Annotated in this window: 6 protein-coding genes (1 of these 6 only partly in view); 2 read left to right on the top strand and 4 right to left on the bottom strand. The window is 72.0% G+C overall.

The features are described from left to right. Positions 1 to 166: 166 nt before the first annotated feature. From ppk2 to ACZ63I_RS16855, 4 genes are all read right to left on the bottom strand, one after another. Complete coding sequence (gene ppk2 / locus ACZ63I_RS16870; RefSeq protein WP_469339344.1) at positions 167 to 1,129, bottom strand: polyphosphate kinase 2; 963 nt, start codon at positions 1,127 to 1,129, stop codon at positions 167 to 169. Positions 1,130 to 1,220: 91 nt separating this feature from the next. Continuing rightward, positions 1,221 to 2,651 (bottom strand): lamin tail domain-containing protein, encoded by a 1,431-nt coding sequence (locus ACZ63I_RS16865; protein ID WP_469339342.1) that lies wholly within the window; start codon positions 2,649 to 2,651, stop codon positions 1,221 to 1,223. Between the two features lie 234 nt (positions 2,652 to 2,885). Beyond that, positions 2,886 to 4,874, bottom strand: coding sequence for an ABC transporter ATP-binding protein (locus tag ACZ63I_RS16860; protein WP_469339340.1), 1,989 nt, complete (start codon positions 4,872 to 4,874; stop codon positions 2,886 to 2,888). Continuing rightward, entirely contained in the window at positions 4,777 to 6,534 is a 1,758-nt protein-coding gene (locus tag ACZ63I_RS16855) for an ABC transporter ATP-binding protein (protein ID WP_469339338.1), read from the bottom strand. The genes ACZ63I_RS16860 and ACZ63I_RS16855 overlap by 98 nt, the downstream gene beginning before the upstream one ends. 273 nt (positions 6,535 to 6,807) lie before the next feature. On the opposite strand from ACZ63I_RS16855, the gene ACZ63I_RS16850 reads away from it, so the two are divergent. Both ACZ63I_RS16850 and ACZ63I_RS16845 read left to right on the top strand, forming a co-directional pair. Then, entirely contained in the window at positions 6,808 to 7,842 is a 1,035-nt protein-coding gene (locus tag ACZ63I_RS16850; protein WP_469339336.1) for a GDP-mannose 4,6-dehydratase, read from the top strand. 184 nt (positions 7,843 to 8,026) lie between these two features. Further along, positions 8,027 to 18,254, top strand: partial view of a type I polyketide synthase gene (locus ACZ63I_RS16845; protein WP_469339334.1) — the beginning only. Its footprint extends 18,368 nt past the window's final position; 10,228 of the gene's 28,596 nt are visible here — the first part of the coding sequence; it begins with the start codon at positions 8,027 to 8,029; its stop codon lies beyond the right edge, outside the window.

Genomic DNA, 18,254 nt, shown 5'->3' with positions numbered 1-18,254 from the left:
AAGTACGCCGAGGCGCAGCCGCGTACCGTCGGAGCGTCCCCGCCGCGCCGCGCCCGCGTGGTGAATTCCCTTGGGCGGTCGGCCCAGCAGGTCTGCTTGCCATCAATGTCCCTTACGCACCAGGAAGTTCCGTCGGGTCGGTCGCACGCTCGGAGCGCCCGGCGGGTCAGGCGGGCGCTTCGGGGTGGTCCCCCGGGCCCTCGGTGCGTTCCGTGAGGACCGTGGGGGAGAGGCTGGTGTCTTCCTCGCCCGGTTCCAGGAGGGTGTTGGCCGGGCCGATGATGCGGGGGTCCGGTTCGCCGACCGCATCGGCGTCCTTGTTGGCGTAGTCGATGCGGAACAGCAGGCTGCGCATGGCTTCGAGGCGGGCCCGGCGTTTGTCGTTGCTCTTGACCACGGTCCAGGGGGCGCGGTCGGTGTCGGTGGCGCGGAACATGTCGACCTTCGCCGTCGTGTACGCGTCCCAGAGGTCCAGTGACGCCACGTCGGTGGGGGAGAGCTTCCACTGGCGTACCGGGTCGACCTGGCGGATGGCGAAGCGGGTGCGCTGCTCGCTGCGGGAGACGGAGAACCAGAACTTCACCAGCACGATGCCCTCTTCGACGAGCATCCGCTCGAACTCGGGGCACTGCGTGAGGAACAGCTCGTACTGCTCCTGGCTGCAGTACCCCATGACGCGCTCCACGCCCGCGCGGTTGTACCAGGAGCGGTCGAAGAAGACGATCTCTCCGCGCGCGGGCAGATGGGACACGTAGCGCTGGAAATACCACTGGCCGGACTCGCGGTCGGTCGGCTTGTCGAGCGCCACCACCCGGGCCCCGCGCGGATTCAGCCGTTCGGTGAAGCGCTGGATGGTGCCGCCCTTTCCCGCGGCGTCCCGGCCCTCGCACACCACCACGATGCGCGCGCCGCTCTCCTTCGCCCAGCGCTGGAGTTTGAGCATCTCGATCTGCAGGATGCGCTTGCTTCGGTCGTAGTCCTTGCGGGAGACCTTCTCGTCGTAGGGGTGGTTCTCCCGCCACGTGCCGATGGTCTGTCCGTGCTCGTCCAGGAGGACCGGTTGCTCGGGCCTGCTGTCATCCACCTTCAGGCCGTCGAGCAGGGCCTTTTCCACCTCTTTACGGTCCATGTGATGCCGGTGCCCGGTGGGGCGGGGCGGAAACCGGCCGCCCCGCCCCCGTGTACCGCCCCCGTACCGCCCCGCCCCCCGTACCGACGCGTCAGGCGGTGCAGTTCAGGGTGCCGGCGCGCAGCGCGTGGTCTCCGTCGTTGGCGTCGTCGGACCAGATGACCGGCTTGTGGCCGGAGGCGCAGGCCGACTGGGGGGCGATGGCGAAGCCCTCGTTGTTGTAGTTCGACATCCCCGAGGGGCGGTCGTACACCGCGGTCGCGGCGAACTGGCCCTGGGCGTTGATGTCGAGCACGGAACTCCGGCCCTCGCACGAGTCGTCGCAGACCGCCCACAGATGCCCGGTGGCCGGCTCGAACTCCAGCTCCATCACGGCCGGCAGGCCGCTGGCGAAGGCCGCGATCCGGGTGAAGCCGCCGCCGGACTGGTTGAGGGCGTACGCGTAGACCGTGCTGTTGTCCTCGACTCCGCCGAAGAACAGGCCGCTGCCGTGGCCCGGGTAGGACGCCGGGTTGTAGGCCGCGCCCATGTGCGCGTCACGGAAGCCGTGCGCGGTCAGGAACGAGTCGGGGATCCATGACAGGCCCTCGAACCCGCCGTTCTCGGGCAGGGACGGCAGGTCCGACGTGAGGTTCCACTCCGCGGTCGCGTTCAGCGAGGACGAGGTGGCGGAGCCGTCGAAGCGCAGGATCTCGGGCTTGCTGGTGGAGTCCTTGTCGTTGTCGCGTTCGGTGGCGACGAACAGCCCGTCAGGGGTGCTGACCACGGCCTCCGCGTCGGGATCGCCGCTGCCGCCCGGGTAGTGCAGGGCCTTGCCCTTGGACCAGCCGGCGGTCGTGTCGGGGCGCCAGGTCGCGCCGTTGGGCACGAGCCGGTAGAGCTTCCCCGGGCCGTTGTTCACCGCCCACAGGACGCCCGCGCTCTCGAAGGACAGACCGCTGAGGTTCTCCCCGAACACGTTCGAGCCGTCGGCGTCGGTGACGGCCGAGCCGCCCGGCCAGGACCCGTGGGTCGGCTGGCCGCCGCCCCCGCCGCTCGTACCGCAGGCGTTCGCCTTGCCCTTGGTCGGGGCGGTCGTGGTGGTGAACGCCCCGGTGCCGTCAGGGCAGCGGCCGTACGTGGTGTCGGCGTGGTCGTCCCAACTGTACGAGTCCACCAGCGTCGAGCCGTTGTACAGCCGCGCCGAGTCCTCGCTGCCCAGGCCGAACGACGGGTCCACGTCCAGCGCCAGGAAGGCGCCGGCGCCCAGCGTCGTCTTCTTGGCGATCTTGTACGAGTGGTCGTCGTCGTTGTCCTTGACCAGCCAGCCGGACACATCGACGGCGGCGGAACCGGTGTTGACGATCTCGACCCAGTCACCCGGACTGCCGTCGCTCGACTCGACCTCGTTGATCCGAACCGTCGACTGGGCTGCCGGGGCCGCCTGGGCCTGGGCCGAGGCCGGCGCACCGGACAGACCGAAGGCCAGGAAGGTCAGAACGACGGCGGTGACGGGGGCTTGGCTACGCCGGTGCTTGCGCACGATGGCCGCTCCTCATGTCGGGGATCGAACAGGCGAGGAGCGCGCTCGCGCTCCCGGCGAAGCATCGGGCACCCCGGCGACCAGGGGCTGAACACGCTACGAACAACGCATGTAACCCACAGGAGTTGACGGCGGGACCGCGGGGACGGTCATCGCCAGGATGACGCTGACCGGCGGCCCGACGGGCTAGGCTCTGAGCTTCCAGGTCTTCCCCGACACCACCTGGAGCCGGCGTTACGCGGGCCGGGTCGCCGCGGCCGAAGAGGGCTGATCGGCCGGCGCGTCCGCCTGCGCACCCGAGGCGTCATGGGCGCGCGCGGCGTGCAGGCGGGCGTAGGCGCCCTGACGCCTGATCAGATCGTCGTGGGTGCCCTGCTCGACGATGCGGCCCGACTCCATCACCACGATGACGTCCGCGTCGCGGATGGTGGACAGCCGGTGCGCGATGACGAAGCTGGTCCTGCCCTCGCGCAGGGTGTTCATCGCACGCTGGATGAGCACTTCGGTACGGGTGTCGACCGAGCTGGTCGCCTCGTCGAGCAGCAGCACCGCCGGCTTGGCGAGGAACGCCCTTGCCACCGTGAGCAGTTGCTTCTCGCCCGCGCTCACGCCGGCCGACTCGTCGTCCAGCACGGTGTCGTAGCCGTCGGGCAGCGTACGGATGAACCGATCGGCGCAGGTGGCGCGGGCAGCGGCGACGATCTCCTCGCGCGTCGCGCCCGCCTTGCCGTACGCGATGTTCTCGGCGATCGTGCCCCGGAACAGCCAGGTGTCCTGGAGGACGAGGCCGAACCGGGAGCGCAGGTCGTCGCGGGTCATGGCGGCGATGTCCGTACCGTCGAGCAGGATGCGCCCGCCGCCGACCTCGTAGAACCGTACGAGCAGATTGCCCAGCGTGGTCTTGCCGGCGCCCGTCGGCCCCACGATCGCCACCGTGCTGCCCGGCTCGACCGTGAGCGACAGGTCCTCGATCAGCGGGGTGCCGGGGGAGTAGCGGAACGAGACACGGTCGAACCGCACGCGGCCGGCGGCCCGTTCGGGGGTGCGCGGGTGCGCGGGGTCGGGGTCCTGCTCGTCGGAGTCCAGCAGCGTGAAGACCCGCGCCGCCGAGGCGATTCCCGACTGGAGGCGGCCCGCCACGCTCGCGACCTCCACGATCGGCTGGCTGAACTGGCGGGAGTAGAGGATGAACGCCTGGACGTCGCCGAGGCTCAGCGAGCCGTGCACCACCTGCCACGCACCGACGACGGCGACCGCCACATAGCCGAGGTTGGCGATGAACATCATCGACGGCTCGATGGTGCCCGAGGCGAACTGGGCCTTCCTGCCCGCCTGGTAGAGCGCCTCGTTGTGCGCGTCGAACCGCTGCTCGGCCTGGGCGCGCCTGCCGAAGCCCTTGACGAGTGAATGGCCGGTGTAGATCTCCTCGACATGCCCGTTCATCGAGCCGTTGGCCGCCCACTGGTCGGCGAACCGGGGCTGGGCGCGCTTGCTGATCCAGGCAGCGAGCACCGCGGAGACGGGCACGCTCGCCAGCATGACCAGCGCCAGCGACGGCGAGATGACCAGCATCAGGATCAGCATGGTCACGATGGAGAAGATCGACGTGATCAGCTCGGCGAGGGTCTGCTGGAGCGTCTGCTGGAGGTTGTCGACGTCGTTGGTGGCGCGGCTCAGCACCTCGCCCGCCGGATGGCGGTCGAAGTGGCGCAGCGGCAGCCGCCCCAGCTTGTCCTCCGCCTTCTCCCGCAGGTCGAAGACGACCCGCTGCACGACGGCAGCGATCAGCCGCCCCTGCGCGAGCATGAACAGCGAGGCCGCGACGTAGAGGACGAGCAGGAGCAGCAGCACCCTGCCGACCTCGCCGAAGTCCACCCCGGGCGCCCCGGAGCCGGCCCCGGAGCCGGCCGCGCCGCCGGGGGCGCCGCCGATGGTGCCGTCCACGATCAGGTCCGTGGCCTTGCCGAGCAGCAGCGGGCCGAACGCGTTGAGGGTGATCCCGCCGATGCCGAGGGCGAGCGCCAGGAAGATACGGGAGCGGTGCGGCCGGAGCAGCCCGACGAGCCGCCGCCCCGCCCCGCTCGCCTCGGGCTCCCGCGCCTCGGATTCGCGCGCCTCGGATGTGCTACGGCTGCCGGGCGAGACCATCGACGGCCTCCTCTTCGGTGAGCTGGGAGAGCGCGATCTCGCGGTACGTCGAGCTGTCACGCAGCAGCTCGTCATGGGTGCCGGCGCCGACGATGCGCCCCTCGTCCAGGACCACGATGCGGTCGGCGGTCCGTACGGTGTCGACCCGCTGGGCGACGGTGATGACCGTCGCCCGCGCCGTCTCGGGCGCGAGAGCGGTCCGCAGCGCCGCGTCGGTGGCGTAGTCGAGCGCCGAGAAGCAGTCGTCGAAGAGGTAGATGTCCGGCCGGCGGAGCAGGGTGCGCGCGATGGCCAGCCGCTGCCGCTGCCCGCCCGAGACGTTGGTGCCGCCCTGGGAGATCTCGGCGTCCAGCGCGCCGGGAAGCCGCCGGACGAACTCGGCGGCCTGGGCGGTCCGCAGGGCCTCCCACAGCTCCTCGTCGGTGGCCTCGGGACGCCCGAAGCGCAGATTGCTCGCGACGGACCCCGAGAACAGATACGGCTTCTGCGGTACGAATCCGACGGCCCGGCTGAGCGCGTCGGGTGCCAGCTCCCGTACGTCGACGCCGCCCACCCGCACGGACCCGTCGGTCGCGTCGAACAGCCGCAGCACCAGATTGAGCAGCGTCGTCTTGCCGCTGCCGGTGCTGCCGAGGATCGCCACGCTCTCGCCGGGCCCCGCCGTCAGGTCGATCCCCTGGAGCACCGGCTTCTCGGCGCCCGGGTAGCGGAACTCCGCCCCGCGCAGCACGAGTTGACCGGCGGCAGCGGGGGAACCTGCGACCGGCTCCGGCGGCGGGGTGACGCTCGTCGGGGTGTCGATGATCTCCTGGACGCGGCCTGCGGACACCTTCGCGCGGGGCACCGAGAGGAAGACGAAGGCGACCATCACGACCGACATCAGGATGAGCGAGAGATAGCTGAGGAACGCGCTGATCGCGCCGATCCGCATCGTCCCCGCGTCGATCCGGTGCGCGCCGACCCACAGGACGGCCACCATGAACACGTTCATGAGCAGCAGCACCACGGGCAGCATGGTCGCGATGAGGCGGCCGACGCGCCGCGAGACGTCGTAGAGTTCGGTGTTGGTCCGGGTGAACCGCGCGCGTTCGTAGCCGTCCCTGACGAAGGAACGCACCACCCGTACGCCGGTGATCTGCTCGCGCAGCAGCCTGCCGAGCCGGTCGAGATACGTCTGCATCCGCTCGTAGAGCACGCCCATCCGGGCCAGCAGCAGACCGAAGGCGACGCCGACGACCAGCACGAGCAGCACGAGGATCAGCGCGAGCGGCACGTCCTGCTGGAGCGCCAGCGCGATGCTGCCCAGGCACATCAGCGGCGCCGACACGACGATGCCGAAGCCCGAGACGGCCAGGGTCTGGATCTGCTGGACGTCGTTGACCGTGCGGTTCAGCAGCGAGGGCGTGCCGAACCTGCCCACCTCGCGGGCCGAGAAGTCCAGCACCCGGCGGAAGACGACGGAGCGGATGTCGCGCCCCATCGCCATCGCGGTGCGCGAGCCCAGCGACACGGCGCCGACGGCGCAGGCGATCTGGACCAGGGCCACGGCGACCATGACCGCCCCCACCCGGGTGATGTAGCCGCTGTCCGCGCGGACCACCCCGTTGTCGATGAGCGCGGCGCCCAGCGTCGGCAGCACCAACGTGGCCAGGATCTGGGCCAGTTGCAAAAGGACCAGCAGAGCCGCCGCTCCCCGGTAGGGACGTATATGGATGCGCAGGAGTCTGAACAGCACGGAATGACACTCCGGTTGACAGAGCCGGCCCGGACGCCGACGCACCCAGTGCACCGCACCGGACGCCCGAAAATCACTAGTGTTCTTACTTTTCCGCTTTCCGGCCGGCGGCCGGACTCAGGAATTCCCTAGTATGCCGGGGATTTCTTGACACCGAGGTCGGCGGCTTGCGAGCGTTCCGATGTCTATCGTCCGGACAGAAGCGTATTCGATGCAAGGTCGTCGACCTAGCTCTGCGTTTGGGCGGTCTCTCGTGGTCGAGAAGGGGTTGGAATGTCCAAGCGCGCACTGATCACCGGAATTACCGGGCAGGACGGATCGTATCTGGCCGAGCACCTGCTGTCGCAGGGCTACCAGGTGTGGGGATTGATCCGGGGCCAGGCCAATCCGCGCAAGTCGCGGGTGAGCAAGCTCGTCTCGGATCTGTCGTTCGTCGAGGGCGATCTCATGGACCAGGGCAGCCTGGTCTCCGCCGTCGACACCGTGCAGCCCGACGAGGTCTACAACCTCGGTGCCATCTCGTTCGTGCCGATGTCGTGGCAGCAGGCCGAACTGGTCACCGAGGTCAACGGCATGGGTGTCCTGCGGGTCCTGGAGGCGATCCGCATGGTGAGCGGTCTCAACAGCTCCCGCACGGCGGCCGACGCCGGCCAGATCCGCTTCTACCAGGCGTCGTCGTCGGAGATGTTCGGCAAGGCGGCCGAGACGCCGCAGCGGGAGACGACGCTCTTCCACCCGCGCAGCCCGTACGGCGCCGCCAAGGCGTACGGGCACTTCATCACCCGCAACTACCGTGAGTCCTTCGGGATGTACGCGGTCTCCGGGATGCTCTTCAACCACGAATCCCCGCGCCGCGGCTCGGAGTTCGTGACCAGGAAGATCTCCCTCGCGGTCGCCAGGATCAAGCTGGGGCTCCAGGACAAACTGCACCTGGGGAACCTCGACGCGGTACGCGACTGGGGCTTCGCGGGCGACTACGTACGCGCCATGCACCTGATGCTCCAGCAGGACGACCCCGACGACTACGTGGTCGGTAGCGGCACCATGCACTCCGTCTCCGACGCCGTGCGGATCGCCTTCGAGCACGTCGACCTCAACTGGGAGGACTACGTGGTCATCGACCCCGGTCTGGTGCGCCCCGCCGAGGTGGAGATCCTCTGCGCCGACAGCAAGCACGCGCAGACCAGGCTCGGCTGGAAGCCCAGCGTCGACTTCCCGGAACTGATGCACATGATGGTCGACGCCGACCTCGCCCAGGTCCATCGGGAGGACCAGTACGGGGACCTTCTGCTGGCCTCCAGTTGGTAGTCGGCCGGGAAACCGGGCAGGACTAGGGAATTCCTGTCGCGGTCGCGACGACACTCGCCACATGGCTTCTCCGTAATCGCTGTGAAGCCATGTGGCTTTTTCATTTATTGCTTTGGACGACGAGCGTGTGATGTCCGGCGTGATTCATGTTCGGTCGCTGGCTGTCGAGATGGGTTGAGTTGAGATGGACAACGAACAGAAGCTCCGGGACTACCTCAAGCTTGCGACCGCCGATCTCCGACGGACGCGCCAGCGGGTGAGCGAGCTGGAGACGTCGGCCCGGGAGCCGATCGCCATCGTCGGTATGACCTGCCGCTACCCCGGCGGGGTCACGTCGCCCGAGGACCTGTGGCGGATGGTCGAGGCCGGCGAGAACGGCATCACCGAGTTCCCCACCGACCGCGGCTGGGACGCCGAGGCGCTCGCCTCGTCCAGCACGACCTCCGGCGGCTTCCTGCACGAAGCGCCCGACTTCGACGCCGACTTCTTCGGCATCTCGCCGCGCGAGGCCGTCGCGATGGACCCGCAGCAGCGCGTCGTGCTCGAATCGGCCTGGGAGGCCTTCGAGCGCGCGGGCATCGACCCGACCTCGGTCAAGGGCAGCCAGACCGGTGTGTTCATGGGCGCGATGGCCCAGGACTACCGGGTCGGGCCCGCCGACGGCGCCGAAGGGTTCCAGCTCACCGGCAACACGGGCAGTGTGCTGTCCGGCCGCATCTCCTACTCGTTCGGTACGGTCGGCCCCGCCGTGACGGTGGACACCGCCTGCTCGTCGTCCCTGGTGGCCATCCATCTCGCCGCCCAGGCGCTGCGCTCGGGCGAGTGCACCCTCGCGCTGGCCGGCGGCGTCACGGTCATGTCGAGCCCCGGCACGTTCGTCGAGTTCAGCCGGCAGGGCGGCCTCTCGGCCGACGGCCGCTGCCGCTCCTTCGGCGACTCCGCCGACGGCACGGGCTGGGCCGAGGGCGTGGGCATCGTCGTCCTGGAACGGCTCTCCGACGCCCGGCGCAACGGCCACGAGATCCTCGCCGTCGTGCGGGGCAGCGCCGTCAACCAGGACGGCGCGTCGAACGGCCTCACCGCGCCGAACGGCCCCTCCCAGCAGGAAGTCATCCAGCAGGCCCTCATCAACTCCCGGCTGTCCGCGGACGAGATCGACGTCGTCGAGGCGCACGGCACCGGCACCACACTCGGCGACCCCGTCGAGGCGCAGGCCCTGCTGGCGACGTACGGCCGCGACCGCGACGAGAGCCGCCCGCTGCTGCTCGGCTCGGTCAAGTCCAACATCAGCCACACCCAGGCGGCGGCCGGTGTCGCCGGTGTCATCAAGATGGTCATGGCGATGCGGCACGGCGTACTGCCGCGTACGCTGCTCGCCGACGAGCCCTCCTCGCACGTGGACTGGACGCAGGGCGCGGTCAAGGTCCTCGACCAGAACACCGCCTGGCCCGAGACCGGCGCGCCCCGGCGGGCCGCCGTCTCCTCGTTCGGCATCAGCGGCACCAACGCGCACACCATCGTCGAGCAGGCCCCCGCCCCCGAGGCCGCGGACTCCGCGGCCGGCGACACCGAGGCGAGCGGCAGCGCGGGCAGCGAGCCCGCCGTCGAGCCCGGTGTCGTACCCGTACCGCTGTCCGGCCGTACGCCCGAGGCGCTGCGCGCCCAGGCCACCGCACTGCTCGCCGCGATGGACGCCGACTCCGCGACGCCGCTCGTCGACACGGCCTTCTCGCTGGCCACCACCCGGGCCGGCTTCGAGCACCGCGCCGTGATCCTGGCCGCCGACCGCGAAGCCGCGCTCGCCGGACTGACCGCGCTCGCCGAGGACGCACCCGCGGCCGACCGGGTGCAGGGCGCCACCCAGGGCGACGGCAAACTGGCGTTCCTGTTCACCGGACAGGGCTCCCAGCGCCTCGGCATGGGCCGTGAACTGTACGGCCGCTTCCCGGTGTTCGCCGAAGCCCTCGACGCGGCGCTCGGCGAGCTGGACGACCGGCTGGACCGGCCGCTGCGCGCCGTGCTGTGGGGCGAGGACGCCGAGGCGCTGGACCGCACCGAATACGCGCAGCCCGCCCTGTTCGCCGTCGAGGTCGCGCTGGCCAGGCTCGTGGAGTCCTGGGGCATCAAGCCCGACTACCTGACCGGACACTCGATCGGCGAGATCACCGCCGCCCATGTGGCGGGGGTGCTCTCCCTCGGCGACGCCGCCACGCTCGTCGCCGCCCGCGGCCGGCTGATGCAGGCGCTGCCCGCAGGCGGCGCGATGGTCGCCGTGCAGGCCACCGAGGACGAGGTCGCACCGCTGCTGGCGGGACACGAGGACCAGGTGTCCCTCGCCGCCGTCAACGGCCCCGCCGCCCTCGTACTCTCCGGTGACGAGCGGACGGTCGGCGAGATCGCCGCACGGCTGGAGGCCGAAGGCCGCAAGACCAAGCGGCTGCGGGTCTCGCACGCCTTCCACTCGCCGCTGATGGAGCCGATGCTGGCGGAGTTCCGCGCCGTGGTCGGGGGGCTCACCCTCCAGGCCCCGCTGACGCCGTTCGTCTCCAACGTCACCGGCGAGCCGGCGACGGTTGCCCAGGTGACCTCCGCCGACTACTGGGTGGACCATGTCCGCAGCGCCGTGCGGTACGCGGACGGCGTCGACTGGCTGCTCGGCCACGGCGTCACCACCTTCCTCGAACTCGGCCCCGACGGCGTCCTGTCCGCCATGACCGAGGACGGCATCGAGGCCGCAGCCGCCGAGGGCGCCACCGCGCTCCCCGTACTGCGGGCCGGCCGCCCGGAGACCCACACCGTCACCACGGCCCTGGCGGGGCTGCACGTGCGCGGCGTCGCCGTCCGCTGGGACGACTACTTCGAAGGCACCGGCGCCCGCCGCGCCACGCTGCCCACCTACGCCTTCCAGCGCCGCAGGTACTGGCCCAAGGCCAGCCAGGGGCACACCGCCGACCTGCGGGCCGCCGGACTCGGCGCCGCCCACCACCCGCTGCTCTCCGCCGCCGTCTCGCTGGCCGACTCCGACGGGGTCCTGCTCACCGGCAGGCTCTCGCTCCAGTCCCACCCGTGGCTCGCCGACCACGCCGTGCGCGGCACCACCCTGCTCCCCGGCACCGCGTTCTTGGAACTGGCCGTCCGGGCGGGCGACGAGGTCGGCTGCGACCGGGTCGAGGAACTGACCCTGGGTGCCCCGCTGATCCTGCCCGAACAGGGCGCTGTCCAGGTCCAGTTGTGGATCGGAAACCCCGACGACTCGGGCCGTCGCACCGTCAACGTCTACTCCCGCCCCGAGGGCGGCGACGAGGGCGCCTGGACCCGGCACGCCACCGGTGTGCTCGCCGTCGGCGAGATCGGCGAGGAGCGCTCCCTCCTCGACACGGACATCTGGCCCCCGGCCGGCGCCGAACCGGTCGCCATCGACGGGCTCTACCCCCAACTGGCCGACGAGGGCTTCGAGTACGGCCCGGTCTTCCGCGGCCTGCGGGCCGTCTGGCGCAGGGACGACGAGGTGTACGCCGAGGTCGTGCTGCCGGAGGGCGGGGCGGCCGAGGCCGACGCGTTCGGGCTGCACCCCGCGCTGCTCGACGCCGCCCTGCACGCCGCCTCCTTCGCGCAGCTCGGCACGGAGAGCCAGGGCGGACTGCCCTTCTCCTGGGAGGGCGTGTCGCTGCACGCGACCGGCGCCTCCGCGCTGCGCGTACGGCTGACCCCGGCCGCCGAGGACGCGGTGTCGCTCGCCGTGGCGGACACCTCGGGCGAGCCGGTCGTCTCCGTCGAGGCGCTGGTGCTGCGGCCCGTCGCGGCCCAGCAGTTCGGCCCCGTCGCCCTGGTCGGCAGGGACGCGCTGTTCGGCCTCGACTGGATCACAGTACGGACCGGTACGACCGACCCCGGACGGGTGGCCCTGGTGGGCGCCGACGTGTTCGGGCTCGCCGACGACCTGGCAGCGGCCGGTACCGCAGTGACCCACCCGGATCTGCTCGCCCTTGCGGCGGCGGACGCACCGGTCCCGGACGTCGTACTGACCGCTGTCACCGGCGACTTGACCGGCAGCGCGGCGGACTCCGCGCACACGCTGGCGGCTGCCGCGCTCGCGACGGCCCAGGCATGGCTCGCCGACGAGCGGTTCGCCGAAGCGCGGCTGGTGTTCGTCACGCGCGGCGCCGTCGGCGGCCGCGACGCGGCCGCGGCCTCGGTATGGGGCCTGATCCGCTCCGCGCAGGCGGAGCACCCCGGCCGGTTCGGCCTGGTGGATCTGGACCCCGAGACCCCGGCCGCGCTGCCGCGCAGGGCGCTGGGTGTGGACGAACCCCAACTGGTGGTACGCGGCGGCGAGGTGCGGGCCGGCCGGCTGGTGCGCAGGCGGACAGCGGGCGGCACGGGCGTCGGCCCGGAGTGGGGCGTCGGCGGCAGTGTGCTGATCACCGGCGGTACGGGCGGTCTGGGCGCCGTACTGGCCCGGCACCTGGTGGTGGAGCACGGCGTACGGCAACTGCTGCTCGTCAGCCGCAGGGGACTGGCCGCCGACGGCGCAGCCGAGTTGGCGTCGGAGCTTGAGGTGCATGGCGCCGAGGTCGCGGTCGAGGCATGTGATGTGGCCGACCGTGAGTCGCTGGCGGCGCTGCTGTCGGCGCATTCGGTGTCCGCCGTGGTGCATACGGCGGGGGTGCTGGACGACGGTGTGGTCGGTTCGCTGACTCCTGAGCGGTTGGACGCGGTGCTGCGTCCGAAGGCGGACGCGGCCTGGGCTCTGCATGAGCTGACCCGCGGTCTCGACCTGTCCGCCTTCGTGGTGTTCTCGTCCGTCGCCGGTCTGTTCGGCAGCGCGGGACAGGCCAACTACGCGGCGGGCAACGCCTTCCTGGACGCCCTGATGGAGAGCCGGCGCGCCGAGTGCCTGCCCGGTGTGTCACTGGCCTGGGGCCCGTGGGACAGCACAAGCGGCATGACCGGCGGTGTGACCGACGAGGACATGCGGCGCATGGCCCGGTCCGGCATGCCCCCGCTGTCGGTGGAGCAGGGCGTCGCGCTGTTCGACGCGGCGCTGGCCACCGGCGAGGCGGCCGTGGCACCGGTCCGGCTGGACCTGGCCGTCCTGCGGGCGCAGGGGGAAGTCCCGCCGCTGCTGCGCTCGTTGATCCGTACCCGCTCCCGCAGGGCCGCCGTCGCCGGATCGGCGACCGCGAACGATCTCGTCCAGCGGCTGAACCGGCTGGAGGAGACCGATCGGCACGACATGCTGCTGGACCTCGTCCGCGGCCAGGTCGCTGTCGTACTCGGCCATGCGAGCGGCGAGGACATCGACGCCGAACGCGCCTTCCGCGACCTGGGGTTCGACTCGCTGACGGCTGTCGAGCTGCGGAACCGGCTCAACACGGCGACCGGTCTGCGGCTGCCGGCCACGCTCGTCTTCGACTACCCGACCGTGCGCAGCCTGGCCACCTACATCCTCGACGAACTGCTCGGCGCCGACGCCGCCGCGCCCGCCACCACCCGGACCGCCGCGGTCGCCGACGACCCGATCGTCATCGTCGGCATGAGCTGCCGCTACCCCGGCGGGGTGACCTCGCCGGAAGACCTGTGGCAGCTCGTGAGCGAAGGCGGCGACGCGGTCTCCGGATTCCCGGTCAACCGCGGCTGGGACGTCGAATCGCTGTACCACCCGGACCCGGACCACGCGGGCACCGCGTACACCCGCTCGGGCGGATTCCTGCACGAAGCGGGCGAGTTCGACCCGGAGTTCTTCGGGATGAGCCCCCGCGAGGCGCTGGCGACCGACTCGCAGCAGCGGCTGCTGCTTGAGGCGTCGTGGGAAGCGGTCGAGCGTGCTGGTGTCGACCCGGTGTCGCTGCGCGGCAGCGCCACCGGTGTGTTCGCCGGTGTGATGTACAGCGACTACAGCGCCGTACTGGCCAGCCCCGAGTTCGAGGGCTTCCGGGGCGGCGGCAGCTCGGCGAGCCTGGCGTCGGGCCGGGTCTCGTACACGCTGGGCCTCGAAGGCCCGGCCGTCACCGTCGACACCGCGTGCTCGTCCTCGCTGGTCGCCATGCACTGGGCCATCCAGGCCCTCCGCTCGGGCGAGTGCTCGCTCGCCCTGGCCGGCGGGGTCACCGTCATGTCGACGCCGTCCGTGTTCGTGGAGTTCTCCCGGCAGGGCGGTCTGTCGCCCGACGGGCGGTGCAAGGCGTTCTCCGAGTCGGCCGACGGGGTCGGCTGGTCCGAGGGCGTCGGCATGCTCGTCCTGGAACGGCAGTCCGACGCGCTGCGCAACGGCCACCAGGTGCTGGCCGTGGTGCGCGGCTCGGCCGTCAACCAGGACGGTGCCTCCAACGGCCTGACCGCGCCGAACGGCCCCTCGCAGCAGCGGGTCATCCGCCAGGCCCTCGCCAGCGGCGGACTCGTCCCCGACGAGGTCGACGTCGTCGAGGCGCACGGTACGGGTACGACGCTGGGCGACCCCATCGAGGCGCAGGCGCTGCTCGCGACGTACGGGCGTGACCGCGACCCGGAGCGGCCCTTGCTGCTCGGGTCCGTGAAGTCCAACATCGGCCACACGCAGGCCGCCGCGGGCGTCGCCGGGATCATCAAGATGATCATGGCGATGCGGCACGGCAGCCTGCCCAGGACCCTGCACGTCGACGCCCCGTCCTCGCACGTGGACTGGACCGTAGGCGCCGTCGAGCTGCTGACCGAGCAGACCGCCTGGCCGCAGGGCGACCGGCCGCGCCGCGCCGCCGTGTCCTCGTTCGGCATCAGCGGCACGAACGTCCACACCATCATCGAGCAGCCCGCGCCCGCGCCGGTCGCGGCAGCGCCCGCTGCCGGAGCGGCACCTGCCGGGACACCTGCTGAGACCGTCGCGCCCACGGCCGTACCGTGGCTGATCTCGGGCCGCACCCGCGACGCCCTGCGCGGCCAGGCCGCGCGGCTGCTGTCCTACGTACGGGCACGCCCCGAACTCTCCCTGCTGGACGGCGCGTTCTCACTCGCCACCACCCGCTCGCAGTTCGACAGGCGCGCCGCGGTGGTGGCGGGGGACCGCGAAGCGCTGCTGCGGTCGCTCACCGCGCTCGCCACCGGCAAGACCGATGCCGGCGTGATCGAGGGCGAGGCCGCACGGCGCGGCAAGACCGCCCTGCTCTTCACCGGTCAGGGCAGCCAGCGGCCCGCCATGGGACGCGAACTGTACGCGCGCTTCCCGGCGTTCGCCGAAGCGCTCGACACCGTACTCACCGCACTCGACCCGCTGCTCGACCGCCCGCTGCGCGACGTGCTGTTCGCCGCCGAGGGCACGGCTGAAGCCGCGCTGCTGGACGAGACCGGCTGGACCCAGCCCGCGCTGTTCGCCGTCGAGGTCGCGCTGTTCCGGCTCGTCCGCTCCTCGGGCGTCAAGCCCGACTTCGTCGCGGGCCACTCGATCGGGGAGATCGCCGCGGCCCATGTCGCCGGGGTGCTGTCCCTGCCGGACGCGTGCACGCTCGTCGCCGCGCGCGGCAAGCTGATGCAGGCGCTGCCGGCCGGCGGTGCGATGGTCGCGGTACAGGCCGCCGAGGACGAGATCGTCCCCCTGCTCACCGACGACGTCTCGATCGCCGCCGTCAACGGCCCCACGTCGGTGGTCGTTTCCGGCGACGAGGAAGCGGTCCTGGAGATCGCCGACTCGTTCGGCGCGCAGGGGCGCAAGACCAAGCGCCTGCGGGTGAGCCATGCCTTCCACTCGCCCCGGATGGCGGCGATGCTCGACGCGTTCCGCGAGGTCGCCGCGGGGCTGACCTTCGCAGCCCCGGACATCCCGCTGATCTCCAACCTGACCGGACGGCAGGTCACGGAAGAGCAGGTGTGCTCGCCCGACTACTGGGTCGCCCAGGTGCGCGAAGCGGTCCGCTTCGCCGACTGCGTACGGACCCTGCGCGACGCAGGGGTCACCACCTTCGTCGAGGTCGGCCCCGACGCGCCGCTCACCGCGATGGCGCAGGACACCCTCGGCGACGAGTACGACGCCGAACTGGTCCCGCTGCTGCGCGCCGACCGCGCCGAGGAGACCGCCGTCACCACCGCCGTCGCCCGGCTCCAGGTGCACGGCGTCGGCGTGGACTGGCCCGCGTGGTTCGCCGGCAGCGGCGCCCGCCGCGTCGACCTGCCCACGTACGCCTTCCAGCACGAGTTCTACTGGCCGCAGACGCCCGCGCTCGGCGCCCCGGCGACCACCGACCTCGCCGACCCCGGCGACCAGCGGCTGTGGGCCGCCGTCGAGCGCGGCGACGCCGACGAACTCGCCACCATCCTCGGACTCGGCGACCAGGAGCACACCTCCCTCGGCGCCCTGCTGCCCGCGCTGACCTCCTGGCGGCTCGGCAAGCAGGAGAAGACCCTGCTCGACTCCCTGCGCTACCGGGTCGAGTGGACCGCTCCGCGCAAGCCCGGCGCCCCGGTGCTCGACGGCACCTGGCTGCTCGTCAGCGCCGAGGACATCGAAGGGAGCGACGACACCCTCTGCGACGACCTGGCGGGCGCGCTCAGCGCACACGGCGCGCGGGTACGCCGCGTGGTGCTGGACGCCGCGTGCGCCGACCGCGACGTACTCGCCGCGCGGCTCCAGGCCACCGAGGACTACGACAGCACCGCGAACGTGCTCTCCGTCCTCCCCGTGGACGAAACCCCCAGCGCCGCGTACCCGCCGCTCAGCAACGGGCTCGCGCTGACCGTCGCCCTCGTACAGGCCCTGGGCGACACCGGCTCAGCGGGACGCCTGTGGACGGCCACCCGGGGCGCCGTCTCGACCGGACCCGGCGACCCCGTCACCCGGCCCGCCCAGGCGGCGGCCTGGGGACTCGGCCGGGTCGCTGCCCTGGAGCACCCGCAGAGCTGGGGCGGCCTCGTCGACCTGCCCGGCACGCTCGACCAGCAGGCGGGACAGCGGCTGGCGGGCATCCTCGCCACCAAGGACACCCCCGACGGCGAGGACCAGGTGGCGCTGCGCGCCTCCGGCGTCCTCGGCAGGCGGCTCGTCCGGCACACCGTCGAAGAGCTGCCCGCGGCCCGCGAGTTCACCGCGCGCGGCACCGTACTCGTGACCGGTGGCACCGGCGGCCTCGGCGCGGAGGTGGGCCGCTGGCTGGCCCGCTCCGGCGCCGAGCACCTGATCCTCACCAGCCGGCGCGGCCCCGACGCCCCCGGCGCCGCCGAACTCCGCGCCGAACTGGAAGAGTTGGGCGCCACCGTCTCGGTCGTCGCCTGCGACGTGTCCGACCGCGACGCGCTCGCCGCCGTACTGGACGGCGTCCCGTCCGAACTGCCGCTGACCGGTGTGGTGCACACCGCGGGCGTCGGCCACTTCGGAGCGCTGGACCAGCTCGGCCTGCCCGACTTCGCCGAACTCACCTCCGCCAAGCTGGCGGGCGCCGCCCATCTCGACGCCCTGCTCGGCGACCGCGAACTCGACCTGTTCGTCCTCTTCGGCTCGATCGCCGGTGTCTGGGGCAGCGGGCACCAGAGCGCGTACGGCGCCGCCAACGCCTACCTGGACGCCCTGGCCGAGGACCGGCACGCCCGCGGCCTCACCGCCACCTCCGTGGCCTGGGGCCCCTGGGCCGAAGCGGGGATGGCCGCCGACGAGGCGGTCTCCGGCAGCCTGCAACGGCAGGGCCTCGGCCTCCTCGACCCCGGCCCCGCGATGACCGAACTGCGCCGCGCCGTCGTCCAGCGGGACGTGACCGTCACGGTCGCCGACGTCGACTGGGACCGCTACGCACCGGTCTTCACCTCGGGCCGGCCCAGCGCACTGCTCGCCGGACTGCCCGAGGTCCAGGCGCTGACCAGCGGCGCCGAGCGCGAATCGGGCCCCGACGCCTCCGAGTTCGTCACGCGCGTGCGCGCCCTGGCCGAGCCCGAGCAGGACCGGCTGCTGGCCGGCCTCGTACGCGACGAGGCCGCGGCCGTCCTGGGCCACAGCTCCGCCGACGCCGTACCGGAGAGCCGGGCCTTCCGCGACATCGGCTTCGACTCGCTGACCGCCGTCGAGCTGCGCAAGCGGCTCTCCACCGTCACCGGCCTGACGCTGCCCAGCACGATGGTCTTCGACTACCCGACCCCGCTGGAGCTGGCCCGCTATCTGCGCTCGGAGATCCTGGGCGCCGTGCTGGAGGTGGCAGGACCCGTCGCCACCCTGGCCGCCGACGACGAGCCGATCGCCATCATCGGCATGAGCTGCCGCTTCCCCGGCGGCGCCGGCTCGCCCGAGCAGTTGTGGGACCTCGTCACCAACGGCGCCGACGCCGTCAGCGAGTTCCCCGTCAACCGGGGCTGGGACGCCCAGGGCCTCTTCGACCCGGACCCGGACCGGCAGGGCAAGACCTACTCGACGCAGGGCGGATTCCTGCACGAGGCCGACGAGTTCGACCCGACGTTCTTCG

It is taken from the genome of Streptomyces sp. NPDC087906 (assembly GCF_055584925.1).
The sequence above is the reverse complement of the archived record's forward strand: the minus strand, read 5'-3'. Positions and strand labels throughout refer to the sequence as shown.

Excerpts from the sequence above, each read along its gene's own strand:
- ppk2 (WP_469339344.1), bottom strand. The coding sequence starts at position 1,129 with ATGGACCGTAAAGAGGTGGAAAAGGCCCTGCTCGACGGCCTGAAGGTG.
- ACZ63I_RS16850 (WP_469339336.1), top strand. The coding sequence starts at position 6,808 with ATGTCCAAGCGCGCACTGATCACCGGAATTACCGGGCAGGACGGATCG.
- ACZ63I_RS16860 (WP_469339340.1), bottom strand. The coding sequence starts at position 4,874 with ATGACGAGCTGCTGCGTGACAGCTCGACGTACCGCGAGATCGCGCTCT.